At 59.3% G+C, this 17,708-nt stretch carries 15 protein-coding genes; 9 read left to right on the forward strand and 6 right to left on the reverse strand.

Annotation, left to right across the window (positions count from 1 at the left end):
• Positions 1-115 precede the first annotated feature (115 nt).
• The gene (locus F7R06_RS25795; protein ID WP_090324936.1) at positions 116-331 is read right to left on the reverse strand and encodes a hypothetical protein; all 216 of its coding nucleotides are present in this window, start codon (positions 329-331) and stop codon (positions 116-118) included.
• A 108-nt stretch (positions 332-439) separates the two neighbouring features.
• Here F7R06_RS25795 and xerD point away from each other — a divergent pair, with 108 nt between their 5' ends.
• The 6 genes from xerD (at position 440) to F7R06_RS25830 (ending at position 7,141) form a co-directional block, all read left to right on the forward strand.
• Positions 440-1,336 carry a site-specific tyrosine recombinase XerD gene (gene xerD / locus F7R06_RS25800; RefSeq protein ID WP_090324935.1) on the forward strand — a complete coding sequence of 299 codons (897 nt, stop codon included), beginning with the start codon at positions 440-442 and terminating at the stop codon, positions 1,334-1,336.
• Positions 1,337-1,585: 249 nt separating this feature from the next.
• A complete protein-coding gene (gene dsbC / locus F7R06_RS25810; RefSeq protein WP_047532736.1) occupies positions 1,586-2,317 on the forward strand; it encodes a bifunctional protein-disulfide isomerase/oxidoreductase DsbC in 732 nt (243 codons plus the stop codon).
• 134 nt (positions 2,318-2,451) lie between these two features.
• Complete coding sequence (locus F7R06_RS25815) at positions 2,452-3,756, forward strand: homoserine dehydrogenase (protein ID WP_090327524.1); 1,305 nt, start codon at positions 2,452-2,454, stop codon at positions 3,754-3,756.
• 67 nt (positions 3,757-3,823) lie between these two features.
• Complete coding sequence (thrC, locus tag F7R06_RS25820; protein ID WP_090324933.1) at positions 3,824-5,233, forward strand: threonine synthase; 1,410 nt, start codon at positions 3,824-3,826, stop codon at positions 5,231-5,233.
• A gap of 122 nt (positions 5,234-5,355) precedes the next feature.
• Entirely contained in the window at positions 5,356-6,693 is a 1,338-nt protein-coding gene (locus F7R06_RS25825; protein ID WP_090324931.1) for a transporter substrate-binding domain-containing protein, read from the forward strand.
• A gap of 160 nt (positions 6,694-6,853) precedes the next feature.
• Positions 6,854-7,141: a DUF3509 domain-containing protein gene (locus tag F7R06_RS25830; RefSeq protein ID WP_090324930.1), complete on the forward strand. Its 288-nt coding sequence runs from the start codon at positions 6,854-6,856 to the stop codon at positions 7,139-7,141.
• 169 nt (positions 7,142-7,310) lie between these two features.
• Here F7R06_RS25830 and F7R06_RS25835 read toward each other — a convergent pair whose 3' ends face one another.
• Positions 7,311-8,237, reverse strand: coding sequence for a TIGR02285 family protein (locus F7R06_RS25835; RefSeq protein WP_090324929.1), 927 nt, complete (start codon positions 8,235-8,237; stop codon positions 7,311-7,313).
• The gene (locus F7R06_RS25840; protein WP_090324927.1) at positions 8,218-9,417 is read right to left on the reverse strand and encodes a CaiB/BaiF CoA transferase family protein; all 1,200 of its coding nucleotides are present in this window, start codon (positions 9,415-9,417) and stop codon (positions 8,218-8,220) included. The genes F7R06_RS25835 and F7R06_RS25840 overlap by 20 nt, the downstream gene beginning before the upstream one ends.
• A 148-nt stretch (positions 9,418-9,565) precedes the next feature.
• On the opposite strand from F7R06_RS25840, the gene F7R06_RS25845 reads away from it, so the two are divergent.
• The 3 genes from F7R06_RS25845 (at position 9,566) to F7R06_RS25855 (ending at position 13,355) form a co-directional block, all read left to right on the forward strand.
• On the forward strand, positions 9,566-10,108 hold the full coding sequence (locus tag F7R06_RS25845) for a YaeQ family protein (RefSeq protein WP_047532723.1): 543 nt from the start codon (positions 9,566-9,568) through the stop codon (positions 10,106-10,108).
• Between the two features lie 66 nt (positions 10,109-10,174).
• Entirely contained in the window at positions 10,175-11,884 is a 1,710-nt protein-coding gene (gene recJ, locus F7R06_RS25850; protein ID WP_090324925.1) for a single-stranded-DNA-specific exonuclease RecJ, read from the forward strand.
• A gap of 361 nt (positions 11,885-12,245) precedes the next feature.
• Positions 12,246-13,355 (forward strand): NADH:flavin oxidoreductase/NADH oxidase, encoded by a 1,110-nt coding sequence (locus F7R06_RS25855; RefSeq protein ID WP_090324923.1) that lies wholly within the window; start codon positions 12,246-12,248, stop codon positions 13,353-13,355.
• Positions 13,356-13,483: 128 nt separating this feature from the next.
• On the opposite strand, the gene glpD is transcribed toward F7R06_RS25855, so the two are convergent.
• From glpD to glpK, 3 genes are all read right to left on the reverse strand, one after another.
• A complete protein-coding gene (glpD, locus tag F7R06_RS25860; protein ID WP_090324922.1) occupies positions 13,484-15,022 on the reverse strand; it encodes a glycerol-3-phosphate dehydrogenase in 1,539 nt (512 codons plus the stop codon).
• 303 nt (positions 15,023-15,325) lie between these two features.
• Positions 15,326-16,081: a DeoR/GlpR family transcriptional regulator gene (locus F7R06_RS25865; RefSeq protein ID WP_151149710.1), complete on the reverse strand. Its 756-nt coding sequence runs from the start codon at positions 16,079-16,081 to the stop codon at positions 15,326-15,328.
• Positions 16,082-16,175: 94 nt separating this feature from the next.
• On the reverse strand, positions 16,176-17,681 hold the full coding sequence (glpK, locus tag F7R06_RS25870; protein WP_090324919.1) for a glycerol kinase GlpK: 1,506 nt from the start codon (positions 17,679-17,681) through the stop codon (positions 16,176-16,178).
• Between the last annotated feature and the right edge of the window lie 27 nt (positions 17,682-17,708).

Genomic DNA, 17,708 nt, shown 5'->3' on the forward strand with positions numbered 1-17,708 from the left:
GGGAACAGGCTGGTCTGGCTGCGGGGCTCTCCCTGGATGTAGGCCATAACGAAAAATGCTCCGTATCTTTCGATACGGAGCATTTTCTTTGAGCGCTGCGCAGATTGCTAGGTTTTCACACAGTCTGTACGGGCTGCTTTTTTGTTGTCTGTGATTTAGCGACGCTGAGCGGATTGCCGTGGTATTGAGCCTGCTCGATCGTGGACTGAATCAACGTCAGCAGGGTCCACTCGACTGTCCGGTTGCTACAGAGCCAGCGCAATGTTTGTGCAGACGTATCAGTGCAAAACGGGACCGGCCAAAATGCCAGCATCATCTGCTGTTCACTCATTCAAGCTCCCTGTTCCTCGCAGTGGCTGGCTATGAAAGACTAGCTGCCGTTTCTACAGTCCTCCTGATTTTTTACGCGCCGTTTCAAGGCCGCGTGTTTTGAGTGCCCATGCCTGCCATCGAACATCCATTGATAGACCAGTTCCTCGACGCGCTATGGTTGGAGAAAGGTCTTTCCGATAACACCCGCGATGCCTATCGCAGCGACCTGGCCCTGTTCAACGGCTGGTTGCAGGATAAAGGGCTGGAGTTGGTCAACGCCGGACGCGAGTTGATCCTCGACCATCTGGCGTGGCGTGTGGAGCAAAACTACAAGCCCCGTTCAACCGCACGATTTCTCTCGGGCGTGCGTGGCTTCTATCGTTATTTGCTGCGGGAAAAACTGATCGCTGTTGACCCAACGCTTCGCATCGATATGCCGCAGCTCGGCAGACCACTGCCCAAATCCTTGTCTGAGGCGGACGTAGAAGCACTGTTGAAGGCGCCTGATTTGAGCGAAGCCATCGGACAGCGCGACCGCGCCATGCTTGAAGTGCTTTATGCCTGCGGCCTTCGGGTGACGGAACTGATCAGCCTGACGCTGGAACAGGTCAATCTGCGCCAGGGCGTATTGCGAGTGATGGGCAAGGGCAGCAAGGAGCGACTGGTGCCGATGGGCGAGGAGGCGATTATCTGGGTCGAGCGCTACCTGCGCGATGGACGCGGCGAGCTGCTCGGCGGGCGTCCCAGCGATGTCTTGTTCCCCAGCCAGCGAGGAGAGCAGATGACGCGGCAGACATTCTGGCATCGGATCAAGCATCAGGCGAAAGTCGCCGGTATCGGCAAGTCGCTGTCGCCGCACACGCTGCGCCATGCTTTCGCCACCCACTTGCTCAATCATGGTGCCGACCTTCGGGTGGTGCAGATGCTGCTGGGCCATAGCGATTTGTCGACCACCCAGATCTATACCCATGTTGCCCGGGCTCGGTTGCAGGATCTGCACGCCAAACATCATCCTAGAGGCTAGTGAAAGTCCTGTGGGAGCGAGCTTGCTCGCGATGAGGCCTGAACATCCAGCATTAATGGCGCCTGACTGACCGCAATCGCGAGCAAGCTCGGTCCCACAGAAAGCAGTCGCCAAAGCCTTGCATCACCGGGAGTCGGACACTGTTGCCTTATGTGGTAGGCTTTGACGGTTTGCACGATGGGCGGTTATGACCCGGTGTTTCGGCACGGGCGTTCTGACCGTCCCATTTGTCCGCCTTCAGGAGTTCTCATGCGTCTGACCCAGATTTTCGCCGCCGCCGCCATTGCGTTGGTCAGCACCTTTGCCGTCGCCGATGACGCGGCCGACAAAGCCATCCGTAAAAGCCTGGAAAACCTCCAGCTCGAAGTGCCCGTAGAAAGCATCACCGCCAGCCCGCTGCCGGGCCTGTACGAAGTCAAATTGAAGGGCAGCCGCGTGCTGTATGCCAGCGCCGACGGTCAGTACGTGGTTCAGGGTTACCTGTTCCAGCTCAAGGACGGCAAGCCGGTCAACCTGACCGAGAAGACCGAGCGCCTGGGCATCTCCAAACTGATCAACGAGATTCCGGTTGCCGAAACCGTGGTTTACCCGGCCATTGGTGAAACCAAATCGCACATCACCGTGTTCACCGACACCACTTGCCCGTACTGCCACAAACTGCACGCCGAAGTGCCTGAGTTGAACAAGCGTGGCATCGAAGTGCGCTATGTTGCGTTTCCACGCCAGGGCCTTGGCTCGCCGGGCGACGAACAGCTACAGGCCGTGTGGTGCTCGAAAGACAAGAAAGCGGCCATGGACAAGATGGTCGATGGCAAGGAGATCAAGGCCGCCAAGTGCGATAACCCGGTTTCCAAACAGTTCGCCCTCGGCCAGTCGATTGGCGTGAACGGTACACCGGCCATCGTTTTGGCCGACGGTCAGGTCATTCCGGGCTACCAGCCTGCGCCACAAGTCGCCAAACTGGCGCTGGGCGCGAAGTAAATTCGCATCGTCATGGTCCGCCATTGACGATCGTGGTCCGGCAGCAGCATTCGCCGGGCCATCAATAGAGAGCCGCGAGCATGCGGTTGTTTTCACGGCCGGCCTTGAGTCGGCCGTTTTATGGGGAGTTCACAGTGAAACCGGTCAAAGTAGGCATCTGTGGGTTAGGAACCGTCGGTGGCGGTACCTTCAACGTACTTCAGCGCAACGCCGAGGAAATTGCTCGTCGTGCCGGGCGTGGAATCGAAGTGGCACAAATTGCCATGCGCACGCCAAAGCCTCAGTTCCAAACGACCGGTATTGCGATTACCAACGATGTCTTCGAAGTGGCCACGAACCCTGAGATCGACATCGTTATAGAGCTGATGGGCGGCTACACCGTTGCCCGTGAGCTGGTACTCAAGGCCATCGAGAATGGCAAGCATGTGGTCACCGCGAACAAGGCGTTGATCGCCGTTCACGGTAACGAAATTTTCGCCAAGGCTCGCGAGAAGGGCGTGATCGTTGCGTTCGAAGCAGCAGTGGCGGGTGGCATCCCGGTGATCAAGGCGATCCGCGAGGGCCTGTCGGCCAACCGTATCAACTGGGTGGCCGGGATCATCAACGGCACCGGTAACTTCATCCTGACCGAGATGCGCGAGAAGGGTCGTACCTTCGAAGACGTGTTGGTTGAGGCACAGGCCCTGGGTTACGCCGAAGCCGATCCGACCTTCGACGTTGAAGGCATCGACGCGGCGCACAAGCTGACGATCCTGGCGTCCATCGCTTTCGGTATCCCGCTGCAATTCGACAAGGCCTACACCGAAGGCATCACCAAGCTGACCACCGCTGACGTGAACTACGCCGAAGCGCTGGGCTATCGCATCAAGCACCTGGGCGTGGCGCGCAGCACTGCGGCCGGTATTGAATTGCGCGTCCACCCGACGCTGATCCCGGCCGATCGTTTGATCGCCAACGTCAACGGCGTAATGAACGCGGTCATGGTCAACGGTGATGCTGCTGGCTCGACCCTGTTCTACGGTGCCGGCGCCGGCATGGAACCGACCGCTTCGTCGGTCATTGCCGACCTGGTGGATGTGGTTCGCGCCATGACGTCCGATCCGGAAAACCGCGTACCGCACCTGGCCTTCCAGCCGGATTCGCTGTCGGCCCACCCGATCCTGCCGATCGAGGCCTGCGAAAGCTCCTACTACCTGCGCATTCAGGCCAAGGACCACCCGGGCGTGCTGGCGCAAGTGGCGAGCATCCTGTCGGAGCGTGGCATCAACATCGAATCGATCATGCAGAAGGAAGTTGAAGAACACGACGGCCTGGTGCCCATGATCCTGCTGACCCACCGTGTGCTGGAGCAGCATATCAATGACGCGATCGCCGCCCTGGAAGCCTTGGCTGGCGTTGTGGGTCCGGTCGTACGGATCCGCGTCGAGCACCTGAACTAAGCCGTTATCGTTCACCGGGCTCACGGGTTGAGCCCGGGTTTGCGAACACTGTCCATTGGAGTCAGTCATGCGTTACATCAGTACCCGCGGCCAGGCACCGGCCCTGAATTTCGAAGACGTCCTGCTGGCCGGTCTGGCCACCGACGGCGGTCTGTACGTCCCGGAAAACCTGCCACGTTTCACCCAGGAAGAAATCGCTTCCTGGGCCGGCCTGCCATATCACGAGCTGGCGTTCCGGGTCATGCGCCCATTCGTCACCGGCAGCATTCCGGACGCCGATTTCAAAAAAATCCTCGAAGAAACCTACGGTGTGTTTGCCCACAGCGCCGTTGCGCCGTTGCGTCAGCTGAACGGCAATGAATGGGTGCTGGAGCTGTTCCACGGCCCGACCCTGGCCTTCAAGGACTTCGCCCTGCAACTGCTCGGTCGCCTTCTGGACTACGTGCTGGAAAAACGCGGCGAGCGCGTGGTGATCGTTGGTGCGACCTCCGGTGATACCGGGTCGGCCGCCATCGAAGGCTGCAAACACTGCGAAAACGTCGATATCTTCATCCTGCACCCGCACAACCGTGTATCGGAAGTGCAGCGTCGGCAGATGACCACCATCTTCGGCGAGAACATCCACAACATCGCGATCGAAGGCAACTTCGATGACTGCCAGGAAATGGTCAAGGCGAGCTTCGCCGACCAGGGCTTCCTGAAGGGCACTCGCCTGGTGGCGGTGAACTCGATCAACTGGGCGCGGATCATGGCCCAGATCGTTTACTACTTCCACGCTGCGCTGCAGCTGGGTGGCCCGGCGCGTTCGGTGTCGTTCTCGGTGCCGACCGGCAACTTCGGCGACATCTTCGCAGGCTACCTGGCGCGCAACATGGGCCTGCCGATCAATCAATTGATCGTCGCCACCAACCGCAACGACATCCTGCATCGCTTCATGAGCGGCAATCAGTACGTCAAGGAAACCCTGCACGCCACCCTGTCGCCGTCCATGGACATCATGGTGTCGTCGAACTTCGAGCGTCTGTTGTTCGACCTGCACGGTCGCAATGGCGCGGCGATTGCCGGGTTGATGGACAGCTTCAAGCAAGGTGGCGGCTTCAGCGTCGAGCAGGAGCGCTGGACCGAAGCACGCAAACTGTTCGATTCGCTGGCGGTGGATGACGCACAAACCTGCGAGACCATCGCCGAAGTCTACGAGCAGACCGGTGAGGTGCTGGATCCGCACACCGCCATCGGTGTCAGGGCCGCGCGGGAATGCCGTCGCAGCCTGGACATTCCGATGGTGATCCTGGGCACGGCTCACCCGGTCAAATTCCCGGATGCCGTGGAAAAAGCCGGTGTAGGAAAAGCGCTCGAACTCCCGGCACATCTTTCTGATTTGTTTGAGCGAGACGAACGTTGCACGGTGTTGCCGAATGACCTTAAAGCCGTACAGGCCTTTGTCAGTCAGCATGGCAACCGCGGCAAGCCTTTGTAACCGGCAAAAGCTGTCACAAATTGAAGCCCGTCTCATGACGGGCTTTCTCGTTTCTGCATGCCACACTGATCCGCTGGAGTCGCCCATTAAGGACGGGCGAGCTGATCATCAAGGAAGTGGTAATGCTGTTTTTCAGAAAGTTAACGCCCGCCCCGCGCTGGCTGATTTTGCTCGGGACCCTGGGTTTTACCCAGGTGCTGGCGGCAGATTCGGCGGCTCCCGCGCCTGCGAAGGCGCTCAAGCTGGACGAGCAAGAGCGCAAATGGATGGCCGAGCATCCGCGCGTCATCGTCGCTTCGCTGGAGTACCCACGGTATCTGTTCAAGGATGAGCATGGCCGCTGGATCGGTTTGAACAAGGATGTACTCGATCGCATCGGCGCCATGACCGGTTTGCAGTTCGTTCATGTCGAAGCGTTTTCTACCGATCAGATGCTGGCCAGCCTGGAAAGCAGTGAGGCGGACATGAGCACCACGCTGGCAATCAATGACGAACGCAAGGCGTTCCTGGACTTCAGCCATGCATATGGTGGCGCGGGCTGGGTATTCGTGGGGCGGGCAGAGGCACCGAAGGTGCAATCTTTGGAGGATCTGGCGAAGCGGGTGCTGGTGTTGCCGGCTCGTCATGCGTTGGAAGCATCGATTCGCCATGAATACCCGACCATTGAGCTACGCACCGTCAAAACCTACGCGGAGGCCCGTGCGCTGGTTGAAAGCGGTGAGGCCTATGCCACCATCGACAATGAAATCGGCGCTCAACTCTTTCCCTCGGGGCAGCTTCAGCTGGGGCATATTCTGGAGGGACGGTGGGACCCTGAGCATCTGGCGGTGCGCAAAGGCCAGCCGCATCTATTGAGCATTCTCAACAAGGCACTGGAGGCGTTTCCCCCCGCCGAGTTACGCGCCATTCGCCGCAAATGGCTCAATGGTGTCGTTACGACCGCAGAGCCGACGGTTTGGCAGCGGGTGACACAGTGGAGCTGCCGGGGTGTGTTTGTCGTCAGTGTATTCGCCGTGCTTTTCCTGCTCTGTAACCGCCGGCTGGCCTCGGTGGTCCGGCAACGACTGGAGACTGAGCAGCGTCTTGGGGATCAGCTCGCTTTCCAGCAGGCGCTGATGGACGCGACGCCTGACCCGATGTTCGTTCGTGATCTGCAAGGGCGCTTGATCCTGTGCAACAGGAGTTTCGAGGAGAGCCTGTCGACCCGATTCGATCGGATTCAGGGGCGGCAGCTGATTGAATTGGAGATCCTGCCCAAAGAGACCGCTGAACTGTTGCATACCGAATTCATGGCCCAGCTGGGCTCGCGCTCCACACGATTCTGCAGGCGGCAATTGATGTTCAACAACGGCCTCAGGGACATCTACCAATGGACGGTGCCGTTTTACGGTGCGGACGGCCAGCTGCGCGGTTTGCTGGGGGGCTGGACGGATCTCGGTCAGCGTATCCGACAGGCGTGATGCGACTGTTTTTTCTCTATCATCTTTGCCATGCATGCTCTTTCGACCGGAGACGCAGACGAAGTTGCATCCGGTATTCAGAACTTTCTTCTCGGGCCAGCGGTCATTTACTGTAGGCACTCCCCAGGCACTTTTTTCGGACTATTGAGTGGTGATCGAGATGGAAAGTATCAGTCTCTTGCTCGGTGAGGCTCTGAGCCCGTACCAGGTGACGCTGACCCCCTCGGGTATTCATGGTGAATGCCGGGTGACATTGACCAATACCATGGGCACCACTGTGGTTGAACGTGAGTTCAGTCAGGCCCAGTTAAGCGATAAGCGTCTGCTCACCGATGTGGTCGACGGTTTGCATCGTGATGTACTGATTGCGGAAGGTCGCCTGGAGCCCTGTGTTATCGCGGCGTTGCGCAATGCTGCGCAAGACAAGTTGCTTGCCAGCCGCAACTGAATTGTTTTTTGTGGGAACCTTCCTGCACCAACGTCAGTCAGATCTTTTAACAGCAGGATCAAGCATTGTGCTCCGGTGCTTGTAGCTTGCTGCTACGGGTCTTTATGTAGGCCACGTTTAACCCCGAGTCGTCTCCCCACTTCTCGGGGTTTCTTTTGCCCGGGATTTGTCAGTGCCCGGCCTGCTGTTCAAAAAACGCCTTGGCATCTCTCAGATAATCGCTGCGCCTTTCCGGGTCCAGCCAATCGGCGTATAGCTGATCCAGTCGGTCGTGCGGCAAGGTGCGCAAAAGCAGGTTTATCTCGCTGATCGCCTCTCGGCCCTGAGGTGTATTGGAGCAGCCGATGTAGCCGAACAGGTATTTTCCCGTCCCCTTGATCGGATAGAACTGCAGCTGCTCATCGGAGATGTGTTTCTGTTGTGCCTGATAACGGATCTCGGGCCAGTAACCCAAAACCACCTGTAATCGCCCCAGGCGTTGCATCTGCAACAGACTGCCAAGGGCGTCATTGCCGTAATGGGGCGTCAAGGCGCCGGGCGGTGCCTGTCGCAGCAGGGTGTCGAGAAATTGACCGTAACTGCGGCCAGCCACTACGCCGACTTTTTTCGTGCCACTGGCCAACATGGCTGCCAGATCGACTTCTCCGTCGATCAGAAAAGGTTGCAGAACCGATCGATCTTCCTGCCGGACCGCAAGGCCATTACTCACCGCAAGAAACGCCGGAATGGAGAATGTAATCCACTGCTCCCGCTCTTTGGTCCAGACCAGCGAGGGATCGCAAGTAAAAGATTCTTCGTGGAGCATTTGCATTCCACGAGCGCGGTTAACCCGCATCAAAGTGTGTTCGTACTGCGGCATGCCGGCGATCAACAGCGGCAACAGTTGATCGATGACACCCTGATCTTTTTTCGGGCCTTCAAAAATCATGGTGGGCGGCAAATCGCGCAGGAGCCAGATCAAGGTGTCCCTGGGTTGCGCCAAAACGGGCGAGGCCAGTCCCGCCAACAGCACGAACACGGCCAGTACGCGTTGATTGCGGCAGGAATGGCTTGCTGATGAAAACAGGCGCTTCAGCTTAGATGGCCCCGTCTTCACGCAGCTTTTCGATCTGTCCCTTGTCATAGCCAAGATCGTGGAGTACCTGAGCATTGTGTTCACCCAGTTGCGGCCCGACCCATTCACATTCACCGGGTGTCTCTGAGAGTTTCGGCACAATCCCCGGCATCTTGAAGCCTTTACCATCCGGAAGTTTGGCTTGCAGGAACATTTCCCGGGCGAGGTATTGCGGGTCGCTGAACATGTCTTCGGCGCTGAAGATCCGGCTGGCGGGCACGTCAGCCTGGTTCAAGCGTTCGATGACCGTGTCCAGCGGCAACGAATTGACCCAGCGATCGATCACCCCGTAAAGCTCGTCGCGGCGGGTGTCACGTCCGTCGTTGCTGGCCAGGGTCGGGTCATTGGCCAGGTCTTCGCGACCGATGATCAGCATGAAACGCTTGAAGATCGCATCGCCATTGGCGCCGATCTGCACATGTTTGCCGTCGGCGCTGGTGTGGATAGAGGAGGGTGTGATGCCGGGCATGATGTTGCCGGTGCGCTCGCGAATGAAACCGAACACATCGAATTCCGGGACCATGCTTTCCATCATGGCGAAGATCGCTTCATACAGCGCCACATCCACCACTTGGCCCTGGCCACCGTTGACCTCGCGATGACGCAGGGCCATCAGCGCGCCAATCACGCCCCAGAGCGCGGCGATCGAGTCACCAATGGAAATCCCGGTGCGCACCGGTGGCCGGTCCTCAAACCCGGTGATGTAACGCAGGCCCCCCATGGATTCACCGACCGCGCCAAAACCAGGCTGATCCTTCATCGGACCGGTCTGACCGAAGCCCGAGAGTCGCACCATCACCAGTTTCGGGTTCAGCGCGTGCAAGACGTCCCAGCCCAAACCGAGTTTTTCAAGCACGCCGGGGCGGAAGTTTTCGATCAGGATGTCCGCTTCGCTGAGCAATTTTTTCAGAATCGCCAGGCCATCCGGATGTTTGAGGTTGAGCGTCAGGGATTTTTTGTTGCGCGCCTGAACGAACCACCACAGCGAAGTCCCTTCGTACAACTTGCGCCACTTGCGCAGTGGATCGCCACCGTCCGGAGACTCGATCTTGACAACATCGGCACCGAATTCAGCGCAGATGCGCGAGGCAAAAGGACCGGCAATCAAAGTGCCCAATTCGATGACTTTCAGACCCGAGAGCGGTTTGTCAGTGAGCGGCATACTAAATCCTGTAGGACAAAAGACTGAGCGAATACAGACTTTTAACATAGCCGACTGTCAGGCGCTCAAGGTAGATCGCCTTCTATTCGTTGATTGCCTGTCGCATCGGTTAGACTTGCCGACTTTCCTCGTATCAAGAAGCCCGTTCATGGCCCAGCCGTCCACGACCTACAAGTTTGAACTGAACCTCACCGACCTCGACCGCAGCGTTTACGAGAGCGTCAAGCAGACCATCGCCCGTCACCCTTCGGAAACCGAAGAGCGCATGACCGTGCGCCTGCTGGCCTATGCCCTCTGGTACAACGAGCAGCTGTCCTTTGGCCGTGGTCTTTCAGAAGTGGATGAACCGGCCTTGTGGGAAAAAAGCCTGGATGACCGTGTCCTGCACTGGATCGAAGTCGGCCAGCCGGATGCCGAGCGCCTGACCTGGTGCTCGCGTCGCACCGAACGCACCAGCCTGCTGGCCTACGGCAGCCTGCGTGTCTGGGAAGGCAAAGTGATCCCGGCGATCAAGAACCTGAAAAACGTCAATATCGCCGCCGTGCCCCAGGAAGTACTGGAAACCCTGGCCAAGGACATGCCTCGCGTTATCAAGTGGGACGTGATGATCAGTGAAGGGACGATTTTCGTCACTGACGATCGTGGTCAGCATGAAGTCCAGTTGCAGTGGCTGGCCGGCGAACGCGGCTGATCAATCGCCGCTGGACCGCGTCATGCACTTCTATCCCACATACTGAAAAGAAACCCCTGTCACCCCATGCGCATCGAATCTCGCCTGTTGCCCGACCCCTTGCCATTGCTGGGTGATCTTCCACCCCTGCTGACCCGACTCTACGCCGCCCGGGGCGTGCAATCCGCAGTCGAACTGGACAAAAGTCTGGCGCGGCTGATTCCGTTCCAGCAGCTCAAGGGCATTGATGCTGCCGTGGATCTGCTGGTTACAGCGCTCGAACAGCGGCAACGGATTCTGATCGTCGGCGATTTCGATGCCGATGGCGCGACGGCCAGTACCGTGGGCACCCTGGGTCTGCGCCTGCTGGGCGCGGCTCATGTCGATTACCTGGTGCCCAACCGTTTTGACTACGGTTACGGCCTGACACCGGAGATTGTCGCCGTGGCGCTGGAGCGTCAGCCACAGCTGTTGATCACCGTGGACAACGGTATTTCCAGTGTCGAAGGTGTGGCAGCGGCGAAAAAGGCTGGCCTCAAGGTGCTGGTCACCGATCACCACTTGCCCGGTGATGAATTGCCGCAGGCCGATGCCATCGTCAATCCGAACCAGCCAGGTTGTGAGTTCCCGAGCAAGGCGCTGGCCGGTGTCGGGGTGATTTTCTATGTGCTGATGGCCCTGCGCGCGCGCTTGCGCAGCCTGGGCTGGTACGAGAACAAGCCGCAGCCGAACATCGGCGAATTGCTCGACCTTGTGGCGCTGGGCAGCGTGGCGGACGTGGTACCGCTGGATGCCAACAACCGGATTCTGGTGCACCAGGGCCTCGAGCGGATTCGCGCCGGACGTGCGCGACCGGGCATCAAGGCGATCCTCGAAGTGGCCAAGCGTGAGCCAGCGCGCATTACCTCCACCGACCTGGGATTCATTGTCGGCCCGCGCCTGAACGCGGCGGGGCGCCTGGATGACATGAGCCTGGGCATCGAATGCCTGCTGACCGAAGATGCGACGCTTGCTCGTGAGATGGCTGCTCAACTGGACGGCATGAATCAGGACCGTAAATCCATCGAGCAGGGCATGCAGCGTGAAGCGCTGGCCCAGCTCAAGGATTTGCCCGTTGATTCCATGCCCTTCGGTCTGTGTCTGTTCGATCCCGAATGGCACCAGGGTGTCATCGGCATCCTAGCGTCGCGCATGAAAGAGCGTTATTTCCGTCCGACCATTGCCTTTGCCGACGCGGGAGACGGGCTGCTCAAGGGCTCGGGGCGCTCAGTGCAAGGTTTCCATATTCGCGATGCCCTGAGCGTGGTAGCGGCGCAGCACCCGAACCTGATTACCAAATACGGCGGCCATGCCATGGCCGCTGGTCTGACCCTGCCGGAAGCGAATTTTCCGCTGTTCGCCGAAGCCTTTGACGCCGAGGTGCGTAGGCAAATGCGTGAAGAGGACCTGACCGGGCGCCTGCTGTCGGACGGCACCCTGGCGGTCGAGGAGTTTCACCTGGAACTGGCCCGCGCGCTGCGCCATGCCGGTCCCTGGGGGCAGCATTTTCCGGAGCCGCTGTTTCACGGGGTGTTCCAGTTGGTCGAACAGCGTGTCGTCGGCGAGCGGCACCTCAAGGTGGTGCTCAGAAGCGAATGTGGTTCGGTCAAGCTCGATGGCATTGCCTTTGGTATCGATCGCGATATCTGGCCGAATCCGACCATCAAGTGGGTGGAACTGGCCTACAAGCTCGACGTCAATGAATTCCGCGGCAACGAGACCGTGCAACTGATGATTGCTCACATCGAACCGCGCTGAGTCTTCTTCGCCGTTGTGGCGAGGGAGCTCGGTCCCGCTGGAGGGCGCAACACTCCCAATGCGGGCTGATGCGGTTTATCAGATCGACCGCGGTGATTTGTTTTGGGGCGGCTGCGCCACCCAGCGGGAGCAAGCTCCCTCGCCACAGTGCGCTGTATCCTGTGCGGGTCATCTGTGTTTTCAGTTCTTGAACCCTCCCTCATCCCCCGTTGTCGACTAGGCTCTAAGCACTGCTTGATAATCCTTGTGACGTCTTGTCGAATTTTTTGCCCGCGGGGGCGGGTGCTGCACCTTTTTCCTGTCACTCGTCGACTTTTCAAACAGAACCCTGGAGCCTGCCCACTGATTCGAGAGGTGCCCCATGAGTCTGCTGCTTGAACCCTATACCCTTCGTCAACTGACCCTGCTCAACCGCATCGCGGTATCGCCGATGTGCCAGTATTCCAGTGCCGATGGTCTGGCCAATGACTGGCATCTGGTCCACCTCGGCAGCCGTGCCATCGGCGGGGCCGGACTGGTCCTTACCGAAGCCACGGCGGTCACGGCCGACGGGCGCATCACCGCGCAAGACCTCGGTTTGTGGAACGATGAACAAATCGAGCCGCTGCAGCGCATCACTCGCTTTATTGCCGCCCAAGGCGCCGTTGCCGGTATCCAGCTGGCTCATGCGGGGCGCAAGGCCAGCACCTTTCGGCCCTGGCTGGGCAAACATGGCAGTGTCAAACCCGAAGACGGCGGCTGGCTCCCGGTGGGGCCCTCACCGATCGCGTTCGATCCGCAACACACACAGCCCAGGCAGCTCGATGACGGTGAAATTGCCACTATCATTCAGGCCTTTGTCGATGCGGCAAAGCGTGCGTTGGTCGCCGGTTTCAAGGTGGTCGAAGTGCATGCAGCCCATGGTTACCTGCTGCACCAGTTCCTTTCGCCCTTGAGTAATCAGCGGCGTGATCAGTACGGTGGCTCATTCGAAAACCGCATCCGCCTGGTGTTGCAAGTCACCGAAGCCGTGCGGGCGGTCTGGCCTGAAGAGTTGCCGCTGTTTGTCCGGGTCTCGGCCACCGACTGGGTGGAAGATGGCTGGAATCCCGATGAAACCGTCGAGCTGGCGCGGCGCTTGAAAGCCCTGGGCGTGGACCTGATTGATGTGTCGTCGGGAGGCACGGCAGCCAACGCGGAAATCCCGACAGGCCCCGGTTATCAGACTCGCTTCGCCGAACGAGTGCGCAAGGAGGCTGAAATTGCGACTGGCACCGTGGGAATGATCACCGAGCCGGCTCAGGCTGAGCACATTCTGCGCACCTGTCAGGCGGATATCATTTTCCTGGCCCGTGAGCTGTTGCGCGATCCTTACTGGCCGTTGCACGCCGATGACGATCTCGGCGGACGCAAGGCCATCTGGCCGGCGCAGTACCAGCGGGCGACCCACCGTGACCAACCCATCCATGAATCAGACTTGCGGGATATATGAGACAAAGCCTCTTGTAGGAACGAGCCTGCTCGCGATGGACGTCAACGATAACGCACCCTGCCGGATACTCCGCGTTGCCCTGGCGTTTTTTGCGAGCATGCTCGCTCCTTCAGTATCAAGCGGTGCAATCAGGCTGCTTCGATCTTGCTGCGTTTTTGTTCGACCTTGTTCAAGTAGTCCTTGAGCTTTTCTTGTTCAGCCAGCGTGGTGAACAACCCGAGCTTGCTGCGACGCCACAGAATGTCCTGCGCGGTGGTCGCCCATTCTTCGCTGCACAGGTAATCGACTTCGCGGGTGTAGAGACCACCGCCGATGTGTTCGCCCATATCGCTCAGCTTTTCCACGCCTTCGAGCAGGCGCCAGGTGCGGCTGCCGTAGGTGGTGGCCCAGCGACGGGACATTTCTGTCGTGACCCAGTCGAACTTGTCGCGAATCAACGCGCTCAGCGCTTGCGGGGTGGTCATGTCTTCGCCGCCCGGCAGCGGTGCGTTGGCCGTCCAGCTCGGCTTGATGTGCTGGAAGTAAGGTGCCAGTTGCGCCAGCGCCGACTCCGCGAGCTTGCGGTAGGTGGTCAGCTTGCCGCCGAACACCGAAAGCAACGGCGCTTCCTCGCCACTGCCGGACAGCGCCAGGGTGTAATCGCGGGTGACGGCCGAAGGGTTATCGGATTCGTCATTGCACAGCGGACGCACGCCGGAATAGCTGTGCAGGATGTCGTCGCGGCTGATTTGCTTTTTGAAGTGGGCGTTGACCACTTTCAGCAGGTAATCGGTCTCACCGTCAGTGATCGCCACTTTTGCCGGATCGCCCGTGTATTCGCGGTCGGTAGTGCCGATCAGGGTGAACTGGTTCAGGTAGGGAATGGTGAATACGATGCGCTGGTCTTCGTTTTGCAGAATGTGCGCGTGCTCGCCTTCGTACAATTTTGGCACGATCAGGTGGCTGCCCTGGATCAGGCGGATGCCGTAGGGCGATTCCATCTTCAGATCGTCGCGAATGAACTTGGCGACCCATGGGCCCGCCGCGTTGACCAGCGCCTTGGCGCGGATCGAAAACAGGCTGCCATCGGAGCGTTCCAGATGCAGGTGCCACAGGCCTTTGCTGCGACGAGCGCTGACGCAACGGGTCTGGGTATGGACATGGGCGCCTTGCTCCCGGGCGGCCATGGCATTGAGCACTACCAGCCGGGCATCGTCGACCCAGCAGTCGGAGTATTCGAAGCCTTTGGTGATTTCGCTTTTCAGTGCGCTGTCGGGACCGAACTTCAGGCTTTTCGAACCGGCGAGTTTTTCCCGTTTGCCAAGATGGTCGTACAGGAACAGGCCGGCGCGAATCATCCAGGCGGGCCGCAGGTGCGGGCGATGCGGCAACACAAAGCGCATCTGTTTAACGATATGCGGAGCCTTGGCCAGCAGGACTTCCCGCTCGGCCAGTGCTTCGCGCACCAGGCGGAATTCGTAATGTTCGAGATAGCGCAGGCCGCCGTGGATCAGCTTGCTGCTGGCTGACGAGGTATGGCTGGCCAAATCATCCTTTTCGCAAAGGAACACCGAGAGGCCGCGACCCGCGGCATCCGCTGCGATCCCCACACCATTGATCCCGCCACCGATGACGGCGATATCGTAGACCTCGGCAAGAGGGGGTGTGGGCAAGGTGGAAGTGGGCATCGGCTCGGGCCTCGGAATTCTTTGATGTTCTGTATTTGAAATCGAACATTAATGTTCATTTGCGAAAATACTAGCCCATAAGGACGCGCACGGCCAGTCAGATTCGATTGAAAATACTCATCGAAAGGCGATGAAAGGAAAATTTACGAACATTGGGTGCGTAATCTGACTGCTTGGGTGGCGAGGGCGCTCGCTCCCACCGCTTTTGCGGCGAGTGCAGTGGGTTTGAATGAGCTCAATTGAAGGGTTGAGGGCCGCTTCGCAGCCCAGCGGGAGCTAGCTCCCTCGCCACGGGAGATGTGCTTAAACGACTTCCAGTCGGACTTTGTGCTGGTTTAAAAGCTGCATCAGCGCCGGGGAAGGCTGCTGATCGGTCACCAGGCAATCGATCAGGCTGATCGGCCCCTGGCGAATCATGGCGTTACGCCCGAACTTGCTGGAGTCAGCCGCCAGAATCACCTGCCTGGCGTTGGCGATGATCGCTTGGGAAACCCGCACTTCCTGATAGTCGAAATCCAGCAGGCTGCCGTCTTCATCGATGCCGCTGATGCCAACCAGGGCAAAGTCGACCTTGAACTGGTTGATGAAATCGACGCTGGCCTGACCGACCACGCCACCATCACGCCGCACATTGCCCCCGGTCAGCAGAACGTCGAAGTCGTCCTTGGCGCTGAGCATCGAAGCCACATGCAGGTTGTTGGTGATGATCTTCAGATGATTGTGGTTGAGCAGCGCCCGGGCAATCGATTCGGTCGTCGTACCGATGTTGATGAACAGCGAGGCGTGATCGGGGATCTGTGCGGCGATGGCTTCGCCGATTCGCTGTTTCTCGTCGCGCATCTGATCGGCGCGCATGGCGTAGGCGGTGTTTTCGACGCTGGAGTCGTAGGCTGCGCCGCCGTGGTAGCGGCGCAACAAATTGGCTTCCGCCAGCTGATTGATATCGCGGCGAATGGTCTGCGGTGTAACAACGAACAGCGTGGCCATTTCCTCGATGCTGACATAGCCGCGTTCGCGGACCAGTTCGAGAATTTGCTGCTGACGGGGAGGCAGATTCATGGGGCGTCCTTTGGGCTGCCGAGCAAAATTTGCCCATGATGCCGCAGGAATCGCCTCCCGACCAGTTACTCGCAGATACAGTCAGCGGCTCGGCTTATTCAGCCCCTTCGTGCGGCTCCCAATCGCGGGTGCGGCTGACGGCTTTTTGCCAGCCAGCGTAGAGTTTTTCCTTTGCCGCTTCGTCCAGCGCCGGTTCGAACTTGCGTTCGATAACCGCCTTGCCGCGCAGCTCTTCCAGGCTGCCCCAGAAGCCGCAGGCCAGGCCCGCCAGGTAAGCGGCACCCAGCGCGGTGGTCTCGCGCATTTGCGGGCGTTCGACCTGCGTGCCGAGGATGTCGGCCTGGAATTGCATAAGGAAGTTGTTCGCCACGGCGCCACCGTCCACGCGCAGTGCCTTGAGTCGCTCGCCGGCGTCCTGCTGCATGGCGTCGAGTACGTCGCGGGTCTGGTAGGCGATCGACTCCAGCGCTGCACGAATGATGTGATCCACACGTACGCCGCGGGTCAGGCCGAACAGTGCGCCACGGGCATACGGGTCCCAGTACGGCGCGCCCAGACCAGTGAACGCCGGTACCAGGTACACGCCGTTGCTGTCCTTGACCTTGTTGGCGAAGTATTCGGTGTCGTGGGCGTCGTTGATGATTTTCAGCTCGTCGCGCAACCACTGGACGGTGGAGCCGCCGTTGAACACAGCGCCTTCCAGGGCATAGGCCACTTCACCGCGCGGACCGCATGCGATGGTGGTAAGCATGCCGTGTCTGGACTTCACGGCTTTGTCGCCGGTGTTCATCAGCAGGAAGCAGCCGGTGCCGTAAGTGTTTTTGGCCTGGCCTGCCTCGACGCACATCTGACCGAACAGCGCTGCTTGCTGATCGCCGGCGATCCCGCCGATGGCGATGCCGCTTTTGGTATGGCCGTAGATTTCCGACGACGACTTCACCTGGGGCAGCATTTCCCGCGGGATATCCAGCAGCTCCAGCATCTTCGCGTCCCACTCCAGGGTGTGGATATTGAAGAGCAGGGTGCGCGAGGCGTTGGTGTAGTCGGTGACGTGGACCTTGCCGCCGGTAAATTTCCAGATCAGCCAGCTATCGACGGTGCCGAACAGTAGCTCACCATTGCGCGCGCGTTCGCGGCTGCCTTCGACGTGGTCGAGGATCCACTTGAGCTTGGTGCCGGAGAAGTACGGGTCGGTGACCAGGCCCGTGGTCTCGCTGATGTATTGCTCGTGGCCATCACGCTTGAGCTGCTGGCAGATTTCGGTACTGCGGCGGCACTGCCAGACGATTGCGTTGTAGATCGGCCGGCCGGTGTTCTTGTCCCAGACCACGGTGGTTTCACGCTGGTTGGTAATGCCGATGGCCGCGACCTGATCGTGATGCAGGCCGGCTTGAGCCAGGGCCTCGACCATCACGGCGCTTTGGGTGGCGAAGATTTCCATCGGGTCGTGTTCGACCCAGCCCGCTTGCGGGTAATGTTGGGCGAATTCACGCTGTGCGGTGCAGACCACGTTGGCGTCGCGGTCGAAGATGATCGCGCGGGAGCTGGTCGTGCCCTGATCGAGGGCAATGATGTAGTTCTTATTCTGAGTGTCGGTCATGTCGATTGCCTTGGACGAAAAGAGGGA

The sequence above is a fragment of the Pseudomonas moorei genome, from assembly GCF_008801475.1.
In the GTDB taxonomy this organism is placed as follows: Bacteria; Pseudomonadota; Gammaproteobacteria; order Pseudomonadales; family Pseudomonadaceae; genus Aquipseudomonas; species Aquipseudomonas moorei.